The sequence below is a fragment of the Pontixanthobacter aquaemixtae genome (assembly GCF_009827395.1).
In the GTDB taxonomy this organism is placed as follows: domain Bacteria; phylum Pseudomonadota; class Alphaproteobacteria; order Sphingomonadales; family Sphingomonadaceae; genus Pontixanthobacter; species Pontixanthobacter aquaemixtae.
The window spans coordinates 563151-581176 of record NZ_WTYX01000002.1 but is presented as its reverse complement, the minus strand read 5'-3'; the positions used below and the strand labels follow the sequence as shown (position 1 = coordinate 581176).

12 protein-coding genes and 1 pseudogene are annotated in these 18026 nt (G+C 56.4%); 4 read left to right on the top strand and 9 right to left on the bottom strand.

The annotated features are described in order from the left end of the window. Position 1 precedes the first annotated feature (1 nt). Positions 2-895: a hypothetical protein gene (locus GRI41_RS11805; RefSeq protein WP_160605186.1), complete on the bottom strand. Its 894-nt coding sequence runs from the start codon at positions 893-895 to the stop codon at positions 2-4. Next, positions 892-1896 (bottom strand): diacylglycerol/lipid kinase family protein, encoded by a 1005-nt coding sequence (locus GRI41_RS11800; protein WP_160605185.1) that lies wholly within the window; start codon positions 1894-1896, stop codon positions 892-894. The genes GRI41_RS11805 and GRI41_RS11800 overlap by 4 nt, the downstream gene beginning before the upstream one ends. A gap of 136 nt (positions 1897-2032) precedes the next feature. Between GRI41_RS11800 and GRI41_RS11795 the strand changes: the two genes are divergently transcribed. The 3 genes from GRI41_RS11795 to GRI41_RS14485 all read left to right on the top strand — a co-directional run bounded on the left by GRI41_RS11795 (position 2033) and on the right by GRI41_RS14485 (position 6322). Continuing rightward, positions 2033-3241 (top strand): M20 metallopeptidase family protein, encoded by a 1209-nt coding sequence (locus GRI41_RS11795; protein WP_160605184.1) that lies wholly within the window; start codon positions 2033-2035, stop codon positions 3239-3241. Between the two features lie 110 nt (positions 3242-3351). After that, positions 3352-4908 carry a long-chain-fatty-acid--CoA ligase gene (locus GRI41_RS11790; RefSeq protein WP_160605183.1) on the top strand — a complete coding sequence of 519 codons (1557 nt, stop codon included), beginning with the start codon at positions 3352-3354 and terminating at the stop codon, positions 4906-4908. Positions 4909-5110: 202 nt separating this feature from the next. After that, a complete protein-coding gene (locus GRI41_RS14485; protein ID WP_328600554.1) occupies positions 5111-6322 on the top strand; it encodes a tyrosine-type recombinase/integrase in 1212 nt (403 codons plus the stop codon). Positions 6323-6391: 69 nt separating this feature from the next. On the opposite strand, the pseudogene GRI41_RS14525 reads toward GRI41_RS14485, so the two are convergent. Beyond that, positions 6392-6932: pseudogene (locus tag GRI41_RS14525) on the bottom strand (IS6 family transposase); the annotation flags it as partial. Between the two features lie 159 nt (positions 6933-7091). On the opposite strand from GRI41_RS14525, the gene GRI41_RS11775 reads away from it, so the two are divergent. Next, positions 7092-8573 (top strand): DNA cytosine methyltransferase, encoded by a 1482-nt coding sequence (locus GRI41_RS11775; protein WP_235901213.1) that lies wholly within the window; start codon positions 7092-7094, stop codon positions 8571-8573. Positions 8574-8612: 39 nt separating this feature from the next. Here the strand turns inward: GRI41_RS11775 and GRI41_RS11770 are convergent, their stop codons facing one another. The 6 genes from GRI41_RS11770 to GRI41_RS11745 all read right to left on the bottom strand — a co-directional run bounded on the left by GRI41_RS11770 (position 8613) and on the right by GRI41_RS11745 (position 17743). After that, the gene (locus GRI41_RS11770) at positions 8613-10715 is read right to left on the bottom strand and encodes an AIPR family protein (RefSeq protein ID WP_160605181.1); all 2103 of its coding nucleotides are present in this window, start codon (positions 10713-10715) and stop codon (positions 8613-8615) included. Then, on the bottom strand, positions 10708-11694 hold the full coding sequence (locus GRI41_RS11765) for a PD-(D/E)XK motif protein (RefSeq protein ID WP_160605180.1): 987 nt from the start codon (positions 11692-11694) through the stop codon (positions 10708-10710). Before GRI41_RS11765 ends, GRI41_RS11770 begins: the two co-directional genes overlap by 8 nt. Next, the gene (locus GRI41_RS11760; protein WP_160605179.1) at positions 11687-14446 is read right to left on the bottom strand and encodes a Z1 domain-containing protein; all 2760 of its coding nucleotides are present in this window, start codon (positions 14444-14446) and stop codon (positions 11687-11689) included. Before GRI41_RS11760 ends, GRI41_RS11765 begins: the two co-directional genes overlap by 8 nt. Further along, positions 14443-15861 (bottom strand): ATP-binding protein, encoded by a 1419-nt coding sequence (locus tag GRI41_RS11755; RefSeq protein WP_160605178.1) that lies wholly within the window; start codon positions 15859-15861, stop codon positions 14443-14445. The genes GRI41_RS11760 and GRI41_RS11755 overlap by 4 nt, the downstream gene beginning before the upstream one ends. Positions 15862-16493: 632 nt before the next feature. Then, positions 16494-17288 (bottom strand): hypothetical protein, encoded by a 795-nt coding sequence (locus GRI41_RS11750; protein ID WP_160605177.1) that lies wholly within the window; start codon positions 17286-17288, stop codon positions 16494-16496. Further along, the gene (locus GRI41_RS11745) at positions 17288-17743 is read right to left on the bottom strand and encodes a hypothetical protein (protein ID WP_160605176.1); all 456 of its coding nucleotides are present in this window, start codon (positions 17741-17743) and stop codon (positions 17288-17290) included. The genes GRI41_RS11750 and GRI41_RS11745 overlap by 1 nt, the downstream gene beginning before the upstream one ends. Positions 17744-18026: the final 283 nt, after the last annotated feature.

Sequence of the window (18026 nt, the reverse complement as noted above, 5' to 3'; positions counted from 1 at the left end):
GCTATGGTCCGCGCCGCGACCGCCATACTTTGAACAAAACACCCGGTGCCGCGAGGACCGGGTGTTTTTCACGCCAAGGCGTAACCTCGACCTTTACGCCCGTGTGGCGTTCGACTTTCCACGCCGCGTATCGCGCTGCGCCTTCAAAAGTGGCGCTGGCCTTGACCAGCCGGAGCAGATTGAGCGGCTTTCCCCAGAACCGTTTGCGCCGCCACGCGCGTAAGATCTCTTCCTTTTGGCCCGCAGGCCATTGGGTAGATAGCTGCGCGCCTTGTTGATCAAAATCGATCCGCCCCGCAGACCATGCGAGCGGGAGCAGCCCTTCAAAATGTCGCCGGTTCAATGACAGGATCGAATCTTCGCGGCCTGCTTTCTCGACGCGGAATTCGGCTTTGTATGTTTCCTGAAACAAAGCGCGCCAGAATTCTTCTTCGGTTCCGCTATCCGGACCCAGCGCAGCGGCAAATCGGGCGGCGGTGATGGCCGCGGCCTCCAATCCGTCCACGACAGCTCGGCGGGCATCATCATCGCGGCACCAAACCAATGCGCTTGGCTGCACAAAGCGGGTCCATATGGTGGTGTCGCGAAATATCCCGCCCGCCGCTTTCTGGAACAGATCCGTGCTCATGGTGGCGACTTTCGCACGAAGAACTACGCCCTCATGCTCCCATTCGTGATAGCTGACACAGGGCCAGATTCTCTCTTTCTGGGCGCCGGGCATCAGGAGGTAGAAGTCGAGCACGCCTTCCAATTCGCCAGTGCGCAAATTCGATCCGTAAAACAGCGCACTCTGCGCCCCTGCCCGGATCGCCAAACGTTCGGCAAAGGCAGCGACCGATGGATGGATTTCTGCCGAGAGCCCCGCTTCAATGCGCTGTTCGAGCGCGGTCGTCATGGAACCACAAAGCGCAATTCCGGGCCGGTGGAAACATGATAATGCCCCGCCGGAAATGCTTCGCCGTCAAGAATGAACTCGTCGCCGATATCCATTTCGAAATGCTCGGGCGCGGCGAAATGGATACCCTTTTCGGGAAGCCATTTGGGCAGCCAGCCATAAAGGATTGCCGGCGCATACGCCAAAGTGCGACGGCGCGGATGATCGAACACAAACAGCTTCAGCCCTTCGCGGAACTTGCCGAACAGCTTCAAACCCACAGGAAACCGTTCTAGCGTCGAGGACAGCATGAATACCCGCCGCGCCGGATCGCCATATGCGCTGTGCGGCAATTCGCGTTTCTCGCGGCCCAGAAGCAATCGCATGGCGACGCCGCGACGCCAGATATTTTTGTCGCTCCCGAGCAGCCCTTGAAGCACGCCCCAGACCGAAGTGACGCCTACGGCAAAGCTGTTGAAGGCCCCCATTCGATGCGCATCCTGACCCGCGCGTACGCCCAGAGTGAATCCGCCAGCGCCAAGGATAAAGCCCTGATAGGTCGGCCCGTCTCCGTTTGCTGGTGCAACCACAACCGGCTTGCGAGCAACCCGCTGGCCCGTGGCGAAGGCCGCAAGCGCGGCCTTCAAATTCCACCCTCTGGGCGCGCCCAGATCGACGTTAAGCGCGTTGGTTTTGCCTTTCGGCAGGACCGCCAAAACAGGCCAGGCATCGCCGAACACATCCCGGCCGCACGTCAGCACATCGCGCACCGTTCCGTCGCCGCCATTGATGATCAGATATTCGATCCCGAGCTTGGAAAAGCGCGCCAATGCTTCGGAAATCTCTGCATGGTCTGCCGGTTCGACCATGTGCACATTGGGAAGCGCAGCCGCCTCGAGATATCGCCCCTGATTGCGGTGGCTGCGCGGATTATAGATTACGCCGACAACTGGAGCAGACCCGGAAGCACTCGCATCTTCGCCGCTTGGCATTTGGATTGATGGATTGGGTCCGCCGGTCATTGAAAAGCAGCCTTAGACACAGCTGCACCATTTTTCACCATGGTTTTGTGCAATCGAGGCAGATCGACGCGCAATCCGCAATGCGAATTGGCAATGAAGGGGCGACTGGCGGGCCGAATTGCAGTAGTCTGGCGCAATGTACACAACCTCTCTTCTGGAATCCGCCCAAAGCCTGTCCGGCCAGATCATCTCGCTTCGACGCGCTATTCACGCAGAGCCTGAACTGGGGCTGCAAACACCGAAAACAAGCGCAAAAGTGCGCGCGGCTCTGGCGCATCTGCCGCTCGAATGGCGCGAAGGCGGTACGACAACTGGAATGGTCGCAACGTTGAAAGGCACCAAACCCGCTTCAGCCCCCCTTCGGCGGGTCCTGTTGCGCGGTGACATGGACGCACTGCCGATGACCGAGGATACCGGATTGGAGTTTGCCTCGACCATCGAAGGCCGGATGCACGCTTGCGGTCATGACACCCACACCGCGATGCTCGCGGCCGCTGCCGAATTGCTTGCAAGCCAGCGTGAGACTTTCGCGGGGGAGGTGCAATTCATGTTCCAGCCGGGCGAAGAGGGATATCACGGCGCGCGCTTCATGCTTGATGACGGGCTGATCGATCCTCTGCCTGACGCTGCATTCGCGCTGCACATCATGCCCAACGCGCCGCATGGCGTCATCGCAGGCAAGCCGGGGCCGCTCATGGCCGCGGCCGACCAGTTTGATATTCGCGTAACTGGTCAGGGGGGCCATGCTTCAATGCCGCATGACACGCGCGATCCCGTTCCAGCCGCGGCAGCAATCGTGACCGCGCTGCAAAGCATGGTCACGCGCCGGTTCAATGCCGCTGACGCCGTGGTGGTTACGGTGACCCAGCTCGATGCAGGCACCGCGCATAATGTCATCCCCGATTTCGCGACTCTCAAAGGAACCATCCGGACACTCTCGGCCCAGCATCGCGCACTTGTTCATACGCTGATGCAAGACGTGATTGCCAGCATAGCCAAGGCATATGGGGTAACGGCTGACATTACCATTACCAAGGGTTTCCCGGTGACGATTTGCGATCCCCAGGCTGTCGATCTGGGCAAAAATGTTGCGCATGAAACGCTGGGTGATGACGCGTGGAATGATTTGCCCGCGCCGATCATGGGCGCCGAAGATTTTTCCTATGTCTTGGAGAAAGTTCCAGGCGCTATGTTCTTCCTCGGCGTCGCTCCGCAAGGCGATGATTGGTCATCTTGCTGCGCCATCCATTCGCCGCGGATGCATGTCGATGAAAGCGCATTGCCGCGCGGTACCGCGGTTCTCGCCGGTTGCGCTTTGCGTTTTCTGGAACGCGGCTTCGAATAAGCCGCTGTCAGGCGAGATCACGCCAGCCATTTACCTGATGGCGCGAAAGCGACATGGTTGATCGCATACGAGCCGAGCGATTCGGCCATGTGATGCTGGAGAGATCACCCATGTCCGACGATTTTCCTTACTTCCCGACCTATGGCGAAGGGCTCGCGCATTACGCCGCGACCACGCCTGACCAGATTGCGCTGCGATATGGCGATCGGGTTACCGACTATAAAACCTATGATCGGCACGCGACACAGATTGCCAATGGCCTTGCATCTATGGGCCTGAGCAAAGGCGACCGGGTCGCCTATTTCGGCAAGAACAGCGATTGCTCGGTCGAGTTGGCCTTGGGCGTGGCGCGTGCGGGGATGGTTTTCATTCCGATCATCTGGCGTCTCGCGCCGAAAGAAGTCGAATTTATCCTCAACGATTCGGGCGCAGGTGTGCTTTTCGTAGAGCCGGAATTCGCCGACCAGCTGCCTTTTAATGGCAACAAAGTGCTGATGGATGACAGTTTCGAAAGCTGGCGCGATGCGCAATCGGACGCTGCAATCACAACCGAAGTCGATGCGCAGGATCCTTTGCTGCAGCTCTATACATCGGGAACGACGGGCCTGCCCAAAGGAGTTGTGCTGAGCCATCACAATGGAACGCATCTGCGCCCGCTGATGAAAGAGCACGATATTTACTGGTATTGCCCCGACCAGGGCGATTCGCTGATATTCGCGATGCCCTATGGCCACATTGCAGGCGCAGGAACGGCAATCAGCGGCGTGCTCGGCGGATTGGAAGTAATCATTCACCGCGAATTCGATCCGGCGCTGACCATCGCAGATGTGCAGAAGCACAGGGTCAAATGGCTGTTTATCGTTCCCGCCGCGCTGGGCATTATGTTGGCCCACCCCGATGCCGCGAAGGCCGATTTTTCCTCGGTCAAAGGGCTGACATACGGTGCCAGCCCGATACCGCTCGATCTTCTCAAGGAAGGCGTAGAGCGGCTCAAATGCGATTTTGCGCAGCTATACGGCCTGACCGAAACATTCGGCACCGTGATCAGTCTGTCGCCGGACGATCACAAGCCGGAAAATATCGTCGGGCGCGAACAGGTGATGAAATCCGCAGGGCAGCCGATACCCGGAACCGAAGTGCGGATTCTGGATGAGGAGCTCAATCCGCTGCCGGCAGGTGTTACGGGTGAAGTCGCCATTCGCGGTGACAGCGTGATGCTCGGCTATTGGAACCGGCCGGAAGAAAACGCCAAAACCCTGATTGGCGATGGCTGGTTCCGCACCGGCGATGCGGGGATGCTCGATGAGGAGGGCTATCTCTATATCCAGGACCGGATCAAGGACATGATCATCACCGGCGGGGAAAATGTCTATCCCGCACAGGTAGAAAGCGCACTTTACGGTCACCCGGACATTGCCGATATTGCAGTGATCGGCATTCCCGATCCCAAATGGGGCGAGGCGGTGAAAGCGGTCGTGGTTGCCAAACCCGGCAGCGATCTGAGCGAAGAGGACGTGATCGCTTACGCCAAAAAAGAGATCGCCGGTTTCAAATGCCCGAAATCCGTTGATTTCATCGAAGCGCTTCCGCGCAATCCCTCGGGCAAGATCCTGCGCCGTGAACTGCGCGCGCCCTATTGGGAAGGGCAAGAGCGCGAAGTGAGCTAGGCCCCCGGCTGAAGACTGGCCCTTGGCGCACCCGAGAGGATTCGAACCTCTGGCCTCTGCCTTCGGAGGGCAGGGCATAGGGATGCCTGTGGATGCTCGTGGACAATTCTGATATTGTTTTCATTGCTTTTTGTTTCGAATAGGTCCAGATGTGTCCATATGAGTTTTTCCTATTTTTTACCTATTTCTTGTTGGCACTCAAGTGGCTGATCTATCAAACGTAACCACCCGCAATGGCCTTAAGCCTCGTATCTCTGGGAAACAGAGCAAAACCAATGATCCGTATTGGCAAAAGCTCTTCGCAGGGTGCTTTATCGGATATCGCGCTTCTGAGAAGGTGAGCGGCAAATCTGCGAATGGCACGTGGTTTGCCCGGGTAACTGACCCCGACACAGGTAAGTATAAGAAAAAGAAGCTCGGCGATTATGGCGAGCTAGAGCCTAGCAGGCGCTTCAAAGCAGCGAAGGATGCTGCCGAGGAATATGCGAAGCTAGTTGAAACAGGTGGTGAACTGACGCCCGAAATTCAGACTGTTGCGGATGCTTGCCGCGATTACACTGCCAAACTGGCCACTCCCGAAAAGCGCAAGGAGACCAAACAGCGCTTTGATCGCTACATCTATGACCAGCCGCTCGCGCGAGTGAAATTAGAAAAACTCCGCAAACGCCACCTTCAAGAGTGGCGAGATTGGCTTGAGAAGCAACCAGCTCTTGTCAGCAGGTCAAAGCGAGGAGAGGTTAAGGTGCGCCCGCGCGCTCCCTCGACTATCAACCGCGATATGGCTGTGCTCAGAGCGGCACTGTCCAAGGTTCTTGCCTACGGCGCGCCTGGTACCGTCTCAGCTTGGCAGGAACCGCTCGCTTCAATCAGAAGGGCTGACGGCAAGCGAAAAACTTATCTGGATCGCGAGCAAAGGCGACAATTACTGCGACACATGAGCAGAGAAGCAGAGCCGTTCGTGCGAGCTCTTTGTTTGCTGCCAATTCGCCCGGGAGCAATGGCAAATCTATCTGTTGGCGACTATCAGGCTGCAACTGGCTTGCTAAACATTGGAAAGGATAAGGCAGGCGAAACGCGCGACATTCCAGTTCCAGATGAAGCCGCAAAGCTCTTATCCGAGCAATCCAAAGACAAACTCCCTGCCGCTCCGATATTCATGCGAAAGGACGGAAGCCGTTGGACCCGGCACACTTGGAAGCGCCCAATATCGGTCGCGGTCGAGGCTGCGGGTTTGCCAGGTGATGCTACCGCTTACACCTTGCGTCACTCAACGATAACTGACTTGGTCAAGGCAGGGCTACCATTGCTTACTATCGCACAGATTTCCGGCACTTCCGCTGAGATGATCGAACGGCACTATGGGCAGCTTACTAATGAAGCGGCATTGAATGCGCTTGAAGGGCTCGCATTGTGAGCGAAGCGAATGTCTACAGCTGTTTGAAACGGTGAACGGTGGCTAGAATTGGGCCGAAGACTGACTGTCCGCTCTCGGCGGTTCAGATATCGAAAGCCGACTGTCTTCACGCCCCATTTGCTGACGGTTCAAATTGTCGGTTTCTCTCGTCGCAGCAGGGTAGGGTTTTAGACCGTCAGTGACGACAGTCTCGACTTTCCCATGCCGCTTCAGCGTCTTCTTGAAAAAATCGCAAAGCCACTGATTTGTTTCGTTTCTTCGTAACATAGCTCTCAAGGGTCTCGCCTTCGTGGTCAACCGCGCGCCACAAGTAATGCGTTTCGCCGTTGATCTTCACGAACACCTTATCCAAGTGCCAGCGCCAATTTCTAAAGCCGCGCATCCGACTGATCCACTGCCGTTCAATGTCGCCCGCAAACAGCGGCCCGAACCGGTTCCACCAAAATCTGACAGTTTCGTAGCAGATGTCGATGCCTCGCTCCGCGAGCAAGTCTTACACATTCCGTAGGCTCAGCGGAAAACGCACATACATCATCACTACAAGGCGGATCACTTCAGGTGATGAGTTAAAATGGCGAAACGGGCTGGCCGGCTTCTTCGGTCTAGGCATGCGCTCCGCCTCAACCGATCATGCGATTTACGCTAGATGGTGCACTTGCTCTGACAGCACCGTCTGGCATTCTGCCCCTGGTTATTTCATCACAAACCTGTATCCGACTCAGTGCAGGAGTTATTCAGACTTATGGGATCTCGATACAGGGTCGTAGATTTGTTTGCTGGGCCGGGAGGCCTGGCTGAGGGATTCTCATCGCTTCGAAATGAAAATGGCGAGCGTGTCTTTGAGATCGCACTCTCCGTCGAAATGGAAAGCAACGCGTTTGCGACACTGAGACTGCGCAGTTTCTTCAGGCAGTTCGAGCAGGCCCCTCCCGAATATTATGACTATATCGCTGGGCGCATCTCAAAGGATGAGATGATCTCAATACATGCAGCTGAATGGCGAGCGGCGGAAGCAGAAACGATGCAGCTGAAGCTCGGCACCGCTGAGGCTCAAGAGGCATTGGACCCAATTCTAGACGAGCTGCGGTGTCAGGCAGAGAACACCGTTCTCATTGGCGGCCCTCCTTGCCAAGCATACTCAATCGTCGGAAGAAACAAGAACCGCAGCCTCGAAGGCTATGATCCCAACCAGGATGAACGGCACTTCCTCTACAAGGAATACATCCGAATAATCGACCGCCTGCAGCCCACCGCTTTTGTGATGGAGAACGTCAAAGGCATTCTCTCCTCGAAGGTGGGAGGTCACGGTATTTTCGAACGCATTCTCGATGATCTGAAGCGAGCAGGAGGCGCGGACGGATATGAGTTATTCCCTCTAGTCAGGGATGGAAGGGGCGGAAGCTTCCTGATCCGAAGTGAAGACTATGGGGTCCCCCAGAGGCGCCATCGCGTAATCGTTGTCGGGATCAGGAAGGGCTCACGCGTTAAGGACATGGAGGCCCTGCCGGGCCTCGTTCCGGTCATACGCAAAGCTACTGTTTCCGATGTTCTCGAAGGACTGCCAGAAGTGCGAAGCGGGCTGAGTCCAGAGAGGGATGACAGCTCTCACGGCTGGCAAAATGCCGTGGCGGCAGGCTGCAGAAAGGCAATTGCAAGCTGCCTCGAGGCGGACAAGTCGCTTGAGCCCGTGGCCGAAGTTCTTTGCGAAACGCTGCAGAAGATCGAGAGCCAAGCGCCCAGGTTCGAGCGACACAGCAAGTCCATCACCGGAGCTCGAGACAACGAGCTGGCAGCCTGGTTGTCTGATCCAAGGCTCGACTCTCTGGCCAATCACGAAACCCGTGGGCACATGGCTCCCGATCTGGCGCGCTATGTGTTTGTCTCCGCCTTCGGGACAGCATTCGGCCGATCACCGAAGTCTTCAGAGTTCCCTTCGGGCCTTGCACCGATGCACAAGAACTGGAGCACCGGCAATTATGCAGACCGCTTCAGGGTGCAAGTGTGGGGGCAGCCTTCCACCACCGTCACCAGTCATATTTCAAAAGACGGACATGCCTACATTCACCCTGATCCCGAGCAATGTCGGAGCCTGACAGTCAGGGAAGCAGCGCGGCTTCAAACCTTCCCTGACAATTACCTTTTCGAGGGAACAGGCAGGACTGCCCAGTTCACCCAGGTTGGGAATGCCGTTCCTCCTCTTCTTGCAAGGAGAATCGCGGAGGCGCTTTTGGAGCGCCTTGGCGCAAGGTGAAACTGAAAATGAGGCAACAAGCGAGGTGCTTGAAACAGTCTAAGCTGCGGCTTCCTTTGCCCATTGCTTAGGACCAGCATCGAACTCGTCGTCCAGCCGCTTGAAGAGGTGCTCAAGCGCCCTTTTTTCGCTCTTGCTCAGATTGAATTGGTGGCGCTTCAACTTGCCTATGGCCGATTGAGAGTTCGGAGACAGCAAGCCCTTTTGCCTGAGGAAGGCTTCCAGACCCACGATACGCTGGCTCTCGGTGAAAAGTAGCTGTTCGAATTCAAGCTCGATGTCGATCTTTCCAGCGGCCTTGTTGTCCGCAGATCTTGCTTGGGCCTCGTCAAAGCTGATCGTTGCCTCGAGCACGTCATCCGAACATTCAAGATCAGCCTCCGAGATGCGGCTCCAACAAGCGGGCTTTTTTGCGTATTCGCTGATATTGGAGAAGCCTGCAGGGGGAGTCTTCAGCAAATTGGCTACCTGAGGCGCCAGCAGCTCAAGGCAATCCTGCAACTCGACTGGAGGCTCCTGCTTCTTCCATACCAGTTCAAAATCGATTTTCTTCTTCTGCTTGTTCAGGTGATGAACGAGCCAGGCAATCGTGTAGGTGACAATGTTGGCTTTGTAACCTCGGTCCTCCTTATACCACTGGGCGCGCGCGACCTCGCGATCGAGACTCTTGAAGATGATGGCCTTCGCAACCATCTCCTTGAAATAGGCGTCATTGAACGCCGCTCGCTCACTTTCCCATTTCTTGCCAATTTCGTCGGCAAACCCAAGGAAACACTTCTGGGCGCCGAGGCTGACCATCGCCGGATCAGGACGAAACGATATCTGATACTTTGCGAGGTCCGTCTTCTGAATGACCTGATTGCGCGGAAACTCGGCTTGGAAAGTGTTCCTGTCCTTGGCTGACTTCCGCGCGGTCTCGTTTCGATATTGGCCTCTAGCTCGCTCGTAGAACCACTTGGTGCCAGCGAGGCGACCTTCCATCACTGGAGCAAGGAGGCGGCGCGAAATCTTCTGCATCTCCACATGGAACTGGTGATTGGAGAAGAAGTCGGCCTCGCTCACGCGGTTCTGCGTATTTGCATACCGCGAGATCTTGGGCACGACGTCATCAACCTTTGCCGGATCGATCACCGAGAGCTTCATCTGAACGAAGATCTTCGAGAGATCTGCCGATCCGTGATCGCTCGCATACAGCAAAGATGCGGTCGTCTGCCCTCCGTTAACGATCTGAAGATGTTCGATCTTCTCGATGCCGGGCTGGCCGTTCTCATCCTGACCAACGACAATCCCACTCGCAGTGGCGGTGATGCCGTTGTTGTAGGCGAAGAACATGCCAGGCTCGTCCTTGGCAGTCGTTATGATCCCCTTGTTTGTCTTCGTCCTCGCTTGCAGGAATGTGCGAACATTCTGCTCCATGAGCCTCGCGCCATACAGTCCATAGATGCGCGCAAGCAGTGTAGCGGGCATCACGATCAGGTAGGATTCGACGGACTCATCGCCATCATGAGCATCGAGGCAAGGCAGCAATTCGCCTTCGTTGAGCTCCTGAACATCAAGCTCGATCGGCTCGGTTCCACCTTGGGCGTTCTGAATGTCGATGAAGCGAGCGAAGTCGATTATGCTCTGCGACATCTGGGCACCGATCAAGTCATCGGCCTCCAATGTCTTCTTCCTAGTGGCCAGGCGAGCATTGCTGAACAGCACGCACCGAATTCGCTTGATCTTGCCTTGGATCTCGAAAAGCAGACTGGCGAGATCAAAGCTCGGACTTGTCTCTTCCAGAGACTGGACGAAATCTCGATCGATCGCGAGTTCACAAAAGCGACGCACCCGCTTGAACAGCTGATCCGCTCGATCAAAGTTTATCGTCTGAAGTTCATCGTCCGAGTGGTAGTCGCAGACAGCCAGATGCAGCTCTCCCTGGGCTGGGTCCCATGCGTATCCATCCACCTGGAAAGGCCGTGCCCCCTCCCTCAGGATGGGAACATAAGTCAGATCGCTGGTGTCCCCATTCTCCGCGGCGAGCGACGCATAAGTCGAGAAAAGGACGGCTTGCTGAGGCTCGCCGAGCGTCTCCGCTTCTCTAAGCAAGTCTTCCCTGAAGGCCGGGTAATCCTGTGAAAGGTCCGATTGGTCAGGCATCGAAGATCTTCTCCTTCAGCCAAGCCTCGTCTCTTTTGAATCTGGAACATGCGGCTGGCAGGATCCTGTATCGAACCGACTGTATCCCCTGTGGAATGTTCGACGGCGCCAGCCGCGGGAAGCCCTCCTCGACTTCGAAGAACTGCGACGCCACCGACTTCCATTTCTCCTGATCGTATTCCGGTCGGTCTTCATAGCCGACGGCAATCAATCCGGCTTCGAGGATATCGATTGCCAGCGGAGCTTGGTCCAGAAGTAGCGCGCGCAGTCGGTTGACCAATTCCTTCAGCGACATCGCATCTGGATCCGATTCCGGACATGACGAAAATGTCTGGTGGCAGATCAGTATCGGACCCGAGGCGGTGTCCAATTGGGCTTCCGAGCTGATCTTGAGGAACTGATCCGCAGTCGAGAGCTGCGTCTTGATCTCAAGGATCCATCCGCCAATCGCAAAATCCTGCTCTTCGCCGTGTGGCCCTCGCCATGCCAGCATTGCATCCATCGGAGCCAGTTGGTCGAGCACCCTCGAACTCAGAAAGTGCAATTCGCCGAAAAGGCCAAGTATCGCCTGGCGCGACAGCACTTGCTCGCGCCTTCGCTTCAGGAAATCGCGCCATCTTTCAATGCGAGTCACGACCCTCGCGGCGCCTGCGTTGCTGTCGTTGATCGCTACGTCCTGCGTCGCCCTGAGAATGTCTGCAACCAAAGCCTTGAAGATTGACCTCTGTTCGGCGTCGAGCAGCTCAAGCCTCAACTCGGTCGAGTCAGATGCCCCATTTGCGAGCGAAATGGAGAGGCCGGACAGCACAGGCAGATCGTTTGTGATGACGATGCTCTCGCCCTTGAGCACGAGCATGTAGTTCCCGGCCTCGCTGCGGGCTCGAAAAAAGTCGAGAGGGTGATCAGGATCCGCGCGACGTTCCGTCCTCGCTCCCGGGGCGCTCCCAATGTCAGACCAGCCGTCGGTATGCTCATCCATCGAATATTTCCTCATCGTCATCCGGCTCTTGAGCCAACAGCTCCAGCTGCTGACGGTAGACCGCATTGACCTCATACTCTTTTGGCTGAACCGGAGAGTGGGTCTTTGGGATGCAGAAGCTGAGCGAGACCACCGGCAGGTCCTTGATCTTGAAGCTCCGCTTCAGTTCCTCTGAGGGATCGGCAACGTCAAAGAGGTGCACGATCAGCAATGGCTTCTTCCGGGCAGCGCAAAATGCAGTGTCGCCGCGAAAGCCGTCCTTCCGACGCTTTCGAGCGTTACCACGCTGCTCCTCGGTCAAAAGAAGCGGAGGGTCTTCGGACGGGTCTGCGATTCTGTTCCTGTCCCCAAACGGCTTGAAGGCTTCGATCCCGTTTATCGACTTGACCTTGCCGCTGTTTCTGCTGCGCAGAGGCCATTTTCCGTATTGGTCTATCTTGTCCATAGCGACGGACTGGGGCTTGGTTTCTCCCCCTTTCGGAAAACGAAATGGGACGACAACATCCCAGGTCGAGAGCTCGCCCTGGAGCCTGTCCGAGATGTAGTCGCTCAGAAGAGAGTTCGTGCCATCGATCTTGCCCAACGACGGCTGGTTGGCATGGAACTGGAACGCCATCAGAAGATCGTGGATCTTGCGTCCATCAACGCCACGCCAAGCAAGGTGCTTTTCGAGCTCTTTCCGCACCTGTTCGTCATCCGATCCGGCTGGCCGTTCCGCGCGACCAAGCTCCTCAAGAAAGGCACATGTGCCTTCCAGGTTTGTGCGATTTACCTTGGCATCGTTGAACAGCGCGAAACCCTCGACATGCTTGTAGGCGAAGGATTCTGCCAGCTGCATACGCTGGGCGCTGCGCATCTTGTTTGCAGCCGTTATCATGATCCCGGTTTCGCTTCGCCGGACCTTCAGGCCGAACTGCTCGGGTGTTTCTCCACGAGCCTCCATTCGCTTGAGTTCGCCTCGCAGTTCCTCGACCGCGTCATCGATATATTCATAGTGATCGACGGCAGATTGGCAGATGTATAGCCTGCATAGATCTTCGTAGTTTCGGCGATAACCAAACCAGCGCGCCATCTGCATCAGAGTGTCTGACGCGGCCGAATTCCGGAGCAGATAACTTACGGACAGGCCCTCCAGTGTAAGGCCGCGAGAGAGTGCCAGACCGCCGATCGCGATCACATGCAGGCCGTGCTCCTTGCTTTCCTCATAGTTGAGTGCACCGCCACGCATGTTGATCGTTCTGACTTTGATCGTTTTCGATGCTTCCGTCAGCGCAGGCAGGACCTCATCGAAGTCGAACTCGGTATGCTGGAATTCGCGCTCGAAAGTCTGCTTCAGCTCAAGGATATCCGGATCCTGAATCGCCGCTGATCCCAAACCTGAATTGACCTTGATGGCGTCATCCAACCGCTGCTGATAGCTGTAGACAAGGTCATGGATGCGAGCCTGGACGTCGTTGAAGCGACTGACATTGATCATCATCGAACAGTGTTTCTCGCCATCGCCACGCAATACGCGCATGGCCCGGATCAGAACGAAAGCCCGGATGGCCTCAAGAAGGGATGGCGGAAGCTCTTCCAGCTCCAGATCCTTCTTGTGCTTGAGAGGAAGAATATCACCGTAGTCCTCGACGACCCGCAGCATCTGCGGTCGTAGGGAGCCTTCTGGCGAGAAGACCTTCGTGGCGCCGACATAGTTCGTCGGAGGGTCGAGGGCCTTGATGAAGTGGCGAGGAAAGAGGTCATCTCCGCGCATCTGAGCTTCGGATTCAGGATCGATGAAGATGTTGGCAAACGGAGTTGCAGTGTATCCCACGTAGCTCGATCGGTTGAACTGCTGGAGCAGCAAACGCATGACATTGTTGATCGCGGTCGACTTGGTTGGATCCTTGTGCGTGTTGATTGACGCATTGTCCGCTTCATCATCGATCATGAGAAGTGGATAGTCGATCTTGCGACCGTCCTGCCGTTGCCCTTCGATCCACTTGAGTAGGTTTTCCAGTATCCCCTTGTTCTTCTTCGTGACGAAGATGATCGGGTCCTTGAGGTTGTCGAGAGTGACACCGAACTTTGAGATCTCGGTGTTGAAGTCGGAATCTCTCGTCGTCCCGAATACCGGGAAGAAACGTTCGCCCGGGGGACAATGGGACATGATCGGCATTAGATCGGGAAAGCGCTGTCCGAAGAGCGATTTCTTGCCGATGAATGTCTCGTCCATTCTCTCTTGCGTCTGGGTGCGCAGGGAGTTGGTGAGCCCGGCTAGGAGAATGATGATCTTGTAGCCGGCGTCAGCAGCCTTGCAGATCAAGGACGCGTAGTTTGTTGTCTTCCCTGACTGAACATGCCCCATGACCATTCCCCGCCGGCCCCAGGTCCCCTCGTCTTCGGGGTTGCCGCAATAGTCGAGCACTTCGTCAGTGACTTCATCGAGCCTTGAAATGACGTTTGGGGGCAGGGCATCGGACTCGAGATAGTATTTCCTCAGTCGGTCCCAGTAATAGAAATCGATAGTCCGCTCGCGAAGCCAAGGCTTGTAATCGCTCTTGACCGAATGGCCTGCGTCCTGTCGCACCGAAAACTGGAATTCGAGGTGACGTCGAACGGCAGCTAGATTCTCCTCACTGAGAGCGAAGGGATCCTCTTGAAGCACCGTATCGATGGCCTCGGGCGGGATTGAAGCCATTTGCTTCAGCTCGTCCGCGTAGCGTTCTCTGACCAGAAGTGCGAAGTAACCCGCTTTCGCCTTGATGCTCATGCTGCCCAACCATGGTTCTGGAGGTATTCTTCGACCACCGGCCAATTGACCGTGAAGGGTTCGGTTTGCCGCAGCTTCTGCGACATCACTTGTTTGTCGCCACCGCATTCGTGAAGCAGTCGAGGGAGCGTGGCCTCGAGTAGATCGGTTATCTCTCGCCTGCTTGCAGCCGTTTGCGCGAGCCGTTCCGGGCGAAGCGCGGTGTCATCCATGAAAGATGACACTGGAAAGTTGCGCTCGATGAGTTTCATCACGGCACTGGCTTCTTTCCCGCTGTCGGACGAAAGATGCTGAGCAACGATCGGGTGGTCCCTGTTCACGCGATACTGGATTTCATTATTCCGTGTGTATCGCGTCCAGACTGCCTCTGTTGTGGGATCGTTTATCCGGCCAGCTCTTTGCCTGTAGACCCGGGTCGAGCGTTGCCTGAGGCCAGCGACGATCTGCTTCAGTCTCATTCTCAGGACCGACGGCAGCTGTGCATCGCTCTTGTCGACCGTGATCTTCCACATGTCGTCCATGGTGTTTGGGATATCGACACTGATCCTGATCAGCTGCGACATCTCGGCGTGCTTCACGAGACCGAACCAGGTGCCATGAATGATCAGTCTGTTGTTTCGATAGACATAGAACCCCTGGTTCTTGAGAAAGCCCTCTCTGCCGCCGAGCCTTTCATGCTCGTGCTCCTTGAGCTTGGAGAAGTGGGGAAGGATGAACGGCCTTATTTCGACGCGGCTTCCCGAGACCTCGAGTGGCTCGCATTCGAGTGGCTGGGTGGCATTGTGGGAGGTATGGAAAGGGTCGAAGGGCTCCAGAGCTTGGCCGTTGAAATGGATTTTGAGCTTCTGTCTATCGACCTTTCCTTCCAGAAAGCGATGGAAGATAAGAGCCAGCTCGTGCATCGCATGCACGATGAGCTCATTGAAGGCTTGTGAAGAAATCTTCCAGTTTTCCGAGAGCCGATCGCAATTGCTCCAGGTGACCTCGGTCCCGTGGTCGGCTGGAAACTCGTGCGTAGCGATTGCATCGACCTCTCCGGCCTCGAGGATGCCCATCGACCAGTCCTCAATGGCATCGAGGTCCCATTCGGCCCCATGCGCAATGCCCGATTTTCTCGAGATCACGGTGAGCTTCTTGCACTGAGAGAATGAAGCCGATTTCAGACCCCAACCGAAACGGCCCAGATCATCGGGTGAGCGCTCTTCGGAGGGATTGGAGGAGGCAGGCCGCATTGCTTCTTCCAGACGATCGGGGCTCATTCCCTCGCCATCGTCGGTGATCGAGACAGCTGGATCGCCGCCATTGTATCGACAGGCGATCCAGACGTTCTTCGCTCTTGCTGTGATACTGTTGTCGATCAGATCTGCGAGCGCAGCTGCAAGATCATAGTTTCCGAAACTGCGGGCAGACGTCATTAGGGAAAGAGCATCGGGCGGATTACTTATCCTCTTCACGAGCTTTTCCTCCGATACGAATTGGGCCGTCGGGTTTTCCGATAGCGCTGAGACTGGCTTAAGGCCTCGCAAAGCTTTCAAATCTCTTCATAAACTGCAGAAGAGATGAATTTTCTTATATAGAGCACCACAAAAGACCGTTAGAGTTCGATAGTAGAAATCGCAAGCGCGGAAGGTTGAGAGACTTAGACGCTCGAGTAATTCCAAGACTTCAAGACGATAGGCGAGGAACTGAAAGGTGAATAGACGCTCGATTCTCAGGGCAATCGCAAGCATAAGAAGTGCTATCGGTTGCCACGCCGTTTAACGCGCGAACGCCCTTGCCTGACCGAAATGGGAGACGTTCCAATGGGTGCATATCGGCCTGACTGAGAAGACGATCGATTTTGAAGGTGGCCTCAGAAATCCCCGAAACGCATCTTTGTGTGGCGAGGGCGATTGATGAGTGGGCCACCTCAAGTCTTCTTTACCCATATGGCCGAGTAAAATGTCCGCTTTCGGGGACTAAGGAATCGGAAGCTTACGTCTTGAACTGGGGCGCAAACCAGCCGCCAGATTGTTGGGCGGCCTCGATCCATCATATCCGAGCCCTCTTAGAAGGTGGTGATGGCTGCGAGTGTCGTCTGCCATCGCGACATCAGCGCGCCCACCGACGCTCCTGACGCTTCATAAATCGAATCAAGCGTTGCGATGTAGTAGTGCGTTGCCAGGCGCCGCGCGCCAGGCTGGAAATTCCCAGCGCGAGCGATGGCAAATGTGCCGGTCGAATAAAGTCCGCGATAGGTGGTGTTGCGAATTCCCCAGCGGGAGTTGGTAGAGGCTTCGAAAATACGACACTCGCCGATGCCTTGCGGTGCCGTGATCAGGGCAAGGTCGAACATCCGTGCGAGAGTCTGGCGCGTTTCGTCGAGCACGCCGTCCCCCGTTTTGTCCTTGCACTCGATGGCAGCAACGGGGAGGCCATGCGGATAGCCACCACCATTGAACCGCAGTCGTTCAGCGATCTGCGCCGGGACTACAGAGATATCGCACTCGTGCCGCGCATTGCTGCGTCCCATCCATTGCAGGCTGCCGTGAATTTCGAGTCGGGCGCCATGCAGATTGTGCTCGATATGGACGAAACACGGACCTGACGGATTACTCGGGCGCAACTGGCTCGGACCTCCTGGCAAATCGAAAGGCTGTCCAGGGGGAAGCGGTGAGCCGTCGCCGCGCCGCAACTCGACCGTCCAGTGACCGGTCCGGTTTGCTTCCATGGCAATCTTTACGAGCAGCCATGCTTCGAGCGCTTTGCCATTGCCATTGGGCACGGCGGTCGGTCCGTGCGCCGCGCGAAACGCCCGCAGCATATTGCGCAATTCGGTCTTGGCGGTCGAGCTGAGCGCCATCAGACGATCGCCCCGGGTGCGGCGATCTGCGCCAATAGTTCGTCGAGCTTTTCGGCAACGTCGCTCCGGCCAATGTCATCGCGGCCAAGTGGGAAATTGGGATTGTCGTCGCGCGCCGTGGCCAGCCGGTCGATGCCTTCGACGGGGTCGACGAAACGGATGCGTACCGGTTTTCCCTGTCCAAGTTCACCCAGCAGACGCTCCCCTTCCGCAAGCGCCTTGGCCGGTGCGACGAGGCGGCGGTGCAGAATTTGCATGGCTGCAGGGAGCTGATCCTCGGGGGCGATTGGCTCTCGCGCATCATAATCGGCCGTCTCGGTGTCTAGCGTCTCTTCGTCGAGTTCGCGTTGGTCTCGCCCCTGGCTGATTTCGACCATGAGGTCGCCGGCAAGAACGCCGAACCCTTCCTCGTTGAGGATGCGGATGATTGTCATGACTTCTTCGTTTATGGCCATAATGTCTCCTGCCGGCGTTTTGACACGGGTGATACGTCTTGGCTAGTTCGCGTTAAATGCAACGTCGCTGAAAGCCTCAATCGCTCTTAATTGCGAACAACGAATTTGGTCTCGCGACCAGCGTAGAAGCAGTCGATCGGGGGCCGGACAGGTTCGCCGTTATTATTGCCACTGGCCCGCGCGGCGCATCGCTATGACAATCGCGAAATGATGACCGCTTACTCAGCCCAAACCCGCTTAATGTGGACGATCGCGCGTAACAAAGGTCCGATCTTTGGTGCAC

Coding starts and splice junctions, on each gene's coding strand:
- GRI41_RS11805 (WP_160605186.1), bottom strand. CDS start 895: ATGACGACCGCGCTCGAACAGCGCATTGAAGCGGGGCTCTCGGCAGAA.
- GRI41_RS11800 (WP_160605185.1), bottom strand. CDS start 1,896: ATGACCGGCGGACCCAATCCATCAATCCAAATGCCAAGCGGCGAAGAT.
- GRI41_RS11795 (WP_160605184.1), top strand. CDS start 2,033: ATGTACACAACCTCTCTTCTGGAATCCGCCCAAAGCCTGTCCGGCCAG.
- GRI41_RS11790 (WP_160605183.1), top strand. CDS start 3,352: ATGTCCGACGATTTTCCTTACTTCCCGACCTATGGCGAAGGGCTCGCG.
- GRI41_RS11770 (WP_160605181.1), bottom strand. CDS start 10,715: ATGCCTGACCAATCGGACCTTTCACAGGATTACCCGGCCTTCAGGGAA.
- GRI41_RS11765 (WP_160605180.1), bottom strand. CDS start 11,694: ATGGATGAGCATACCGACGGCTGGTCTGACATTGGGAGCGCCCCGGGA.
- GRI41_RS11760 (WP_160605179.1), bottom strand. CDS start 14,446: ATGAGCATCAAGGCGAAAGCGGGTTACTTCGCACTTCTGGTCAGAGAA.
- GRI41_RS11755 (WP_160605178.1), bottom strand. CDS start 15,861: ATGACGTCTGCCCGCAGTTTCGGAAACTATGATCTTGCAGCTGCGCTC.
- GRI41_RS11750 (WP_160605177.1), bottom strand. CDS start 17,288: ATGGCGCTCAGCTCGACCGCCAAGACCGAATTGCGCAATATGCTGCGG.
- GRI41_RS11745 (WP_160605176.1), bottom strand. CDS start 17,743: ATGGCCATAAACGAAGAAGTCATGACAATCATCCGCATCCTCAACGAG.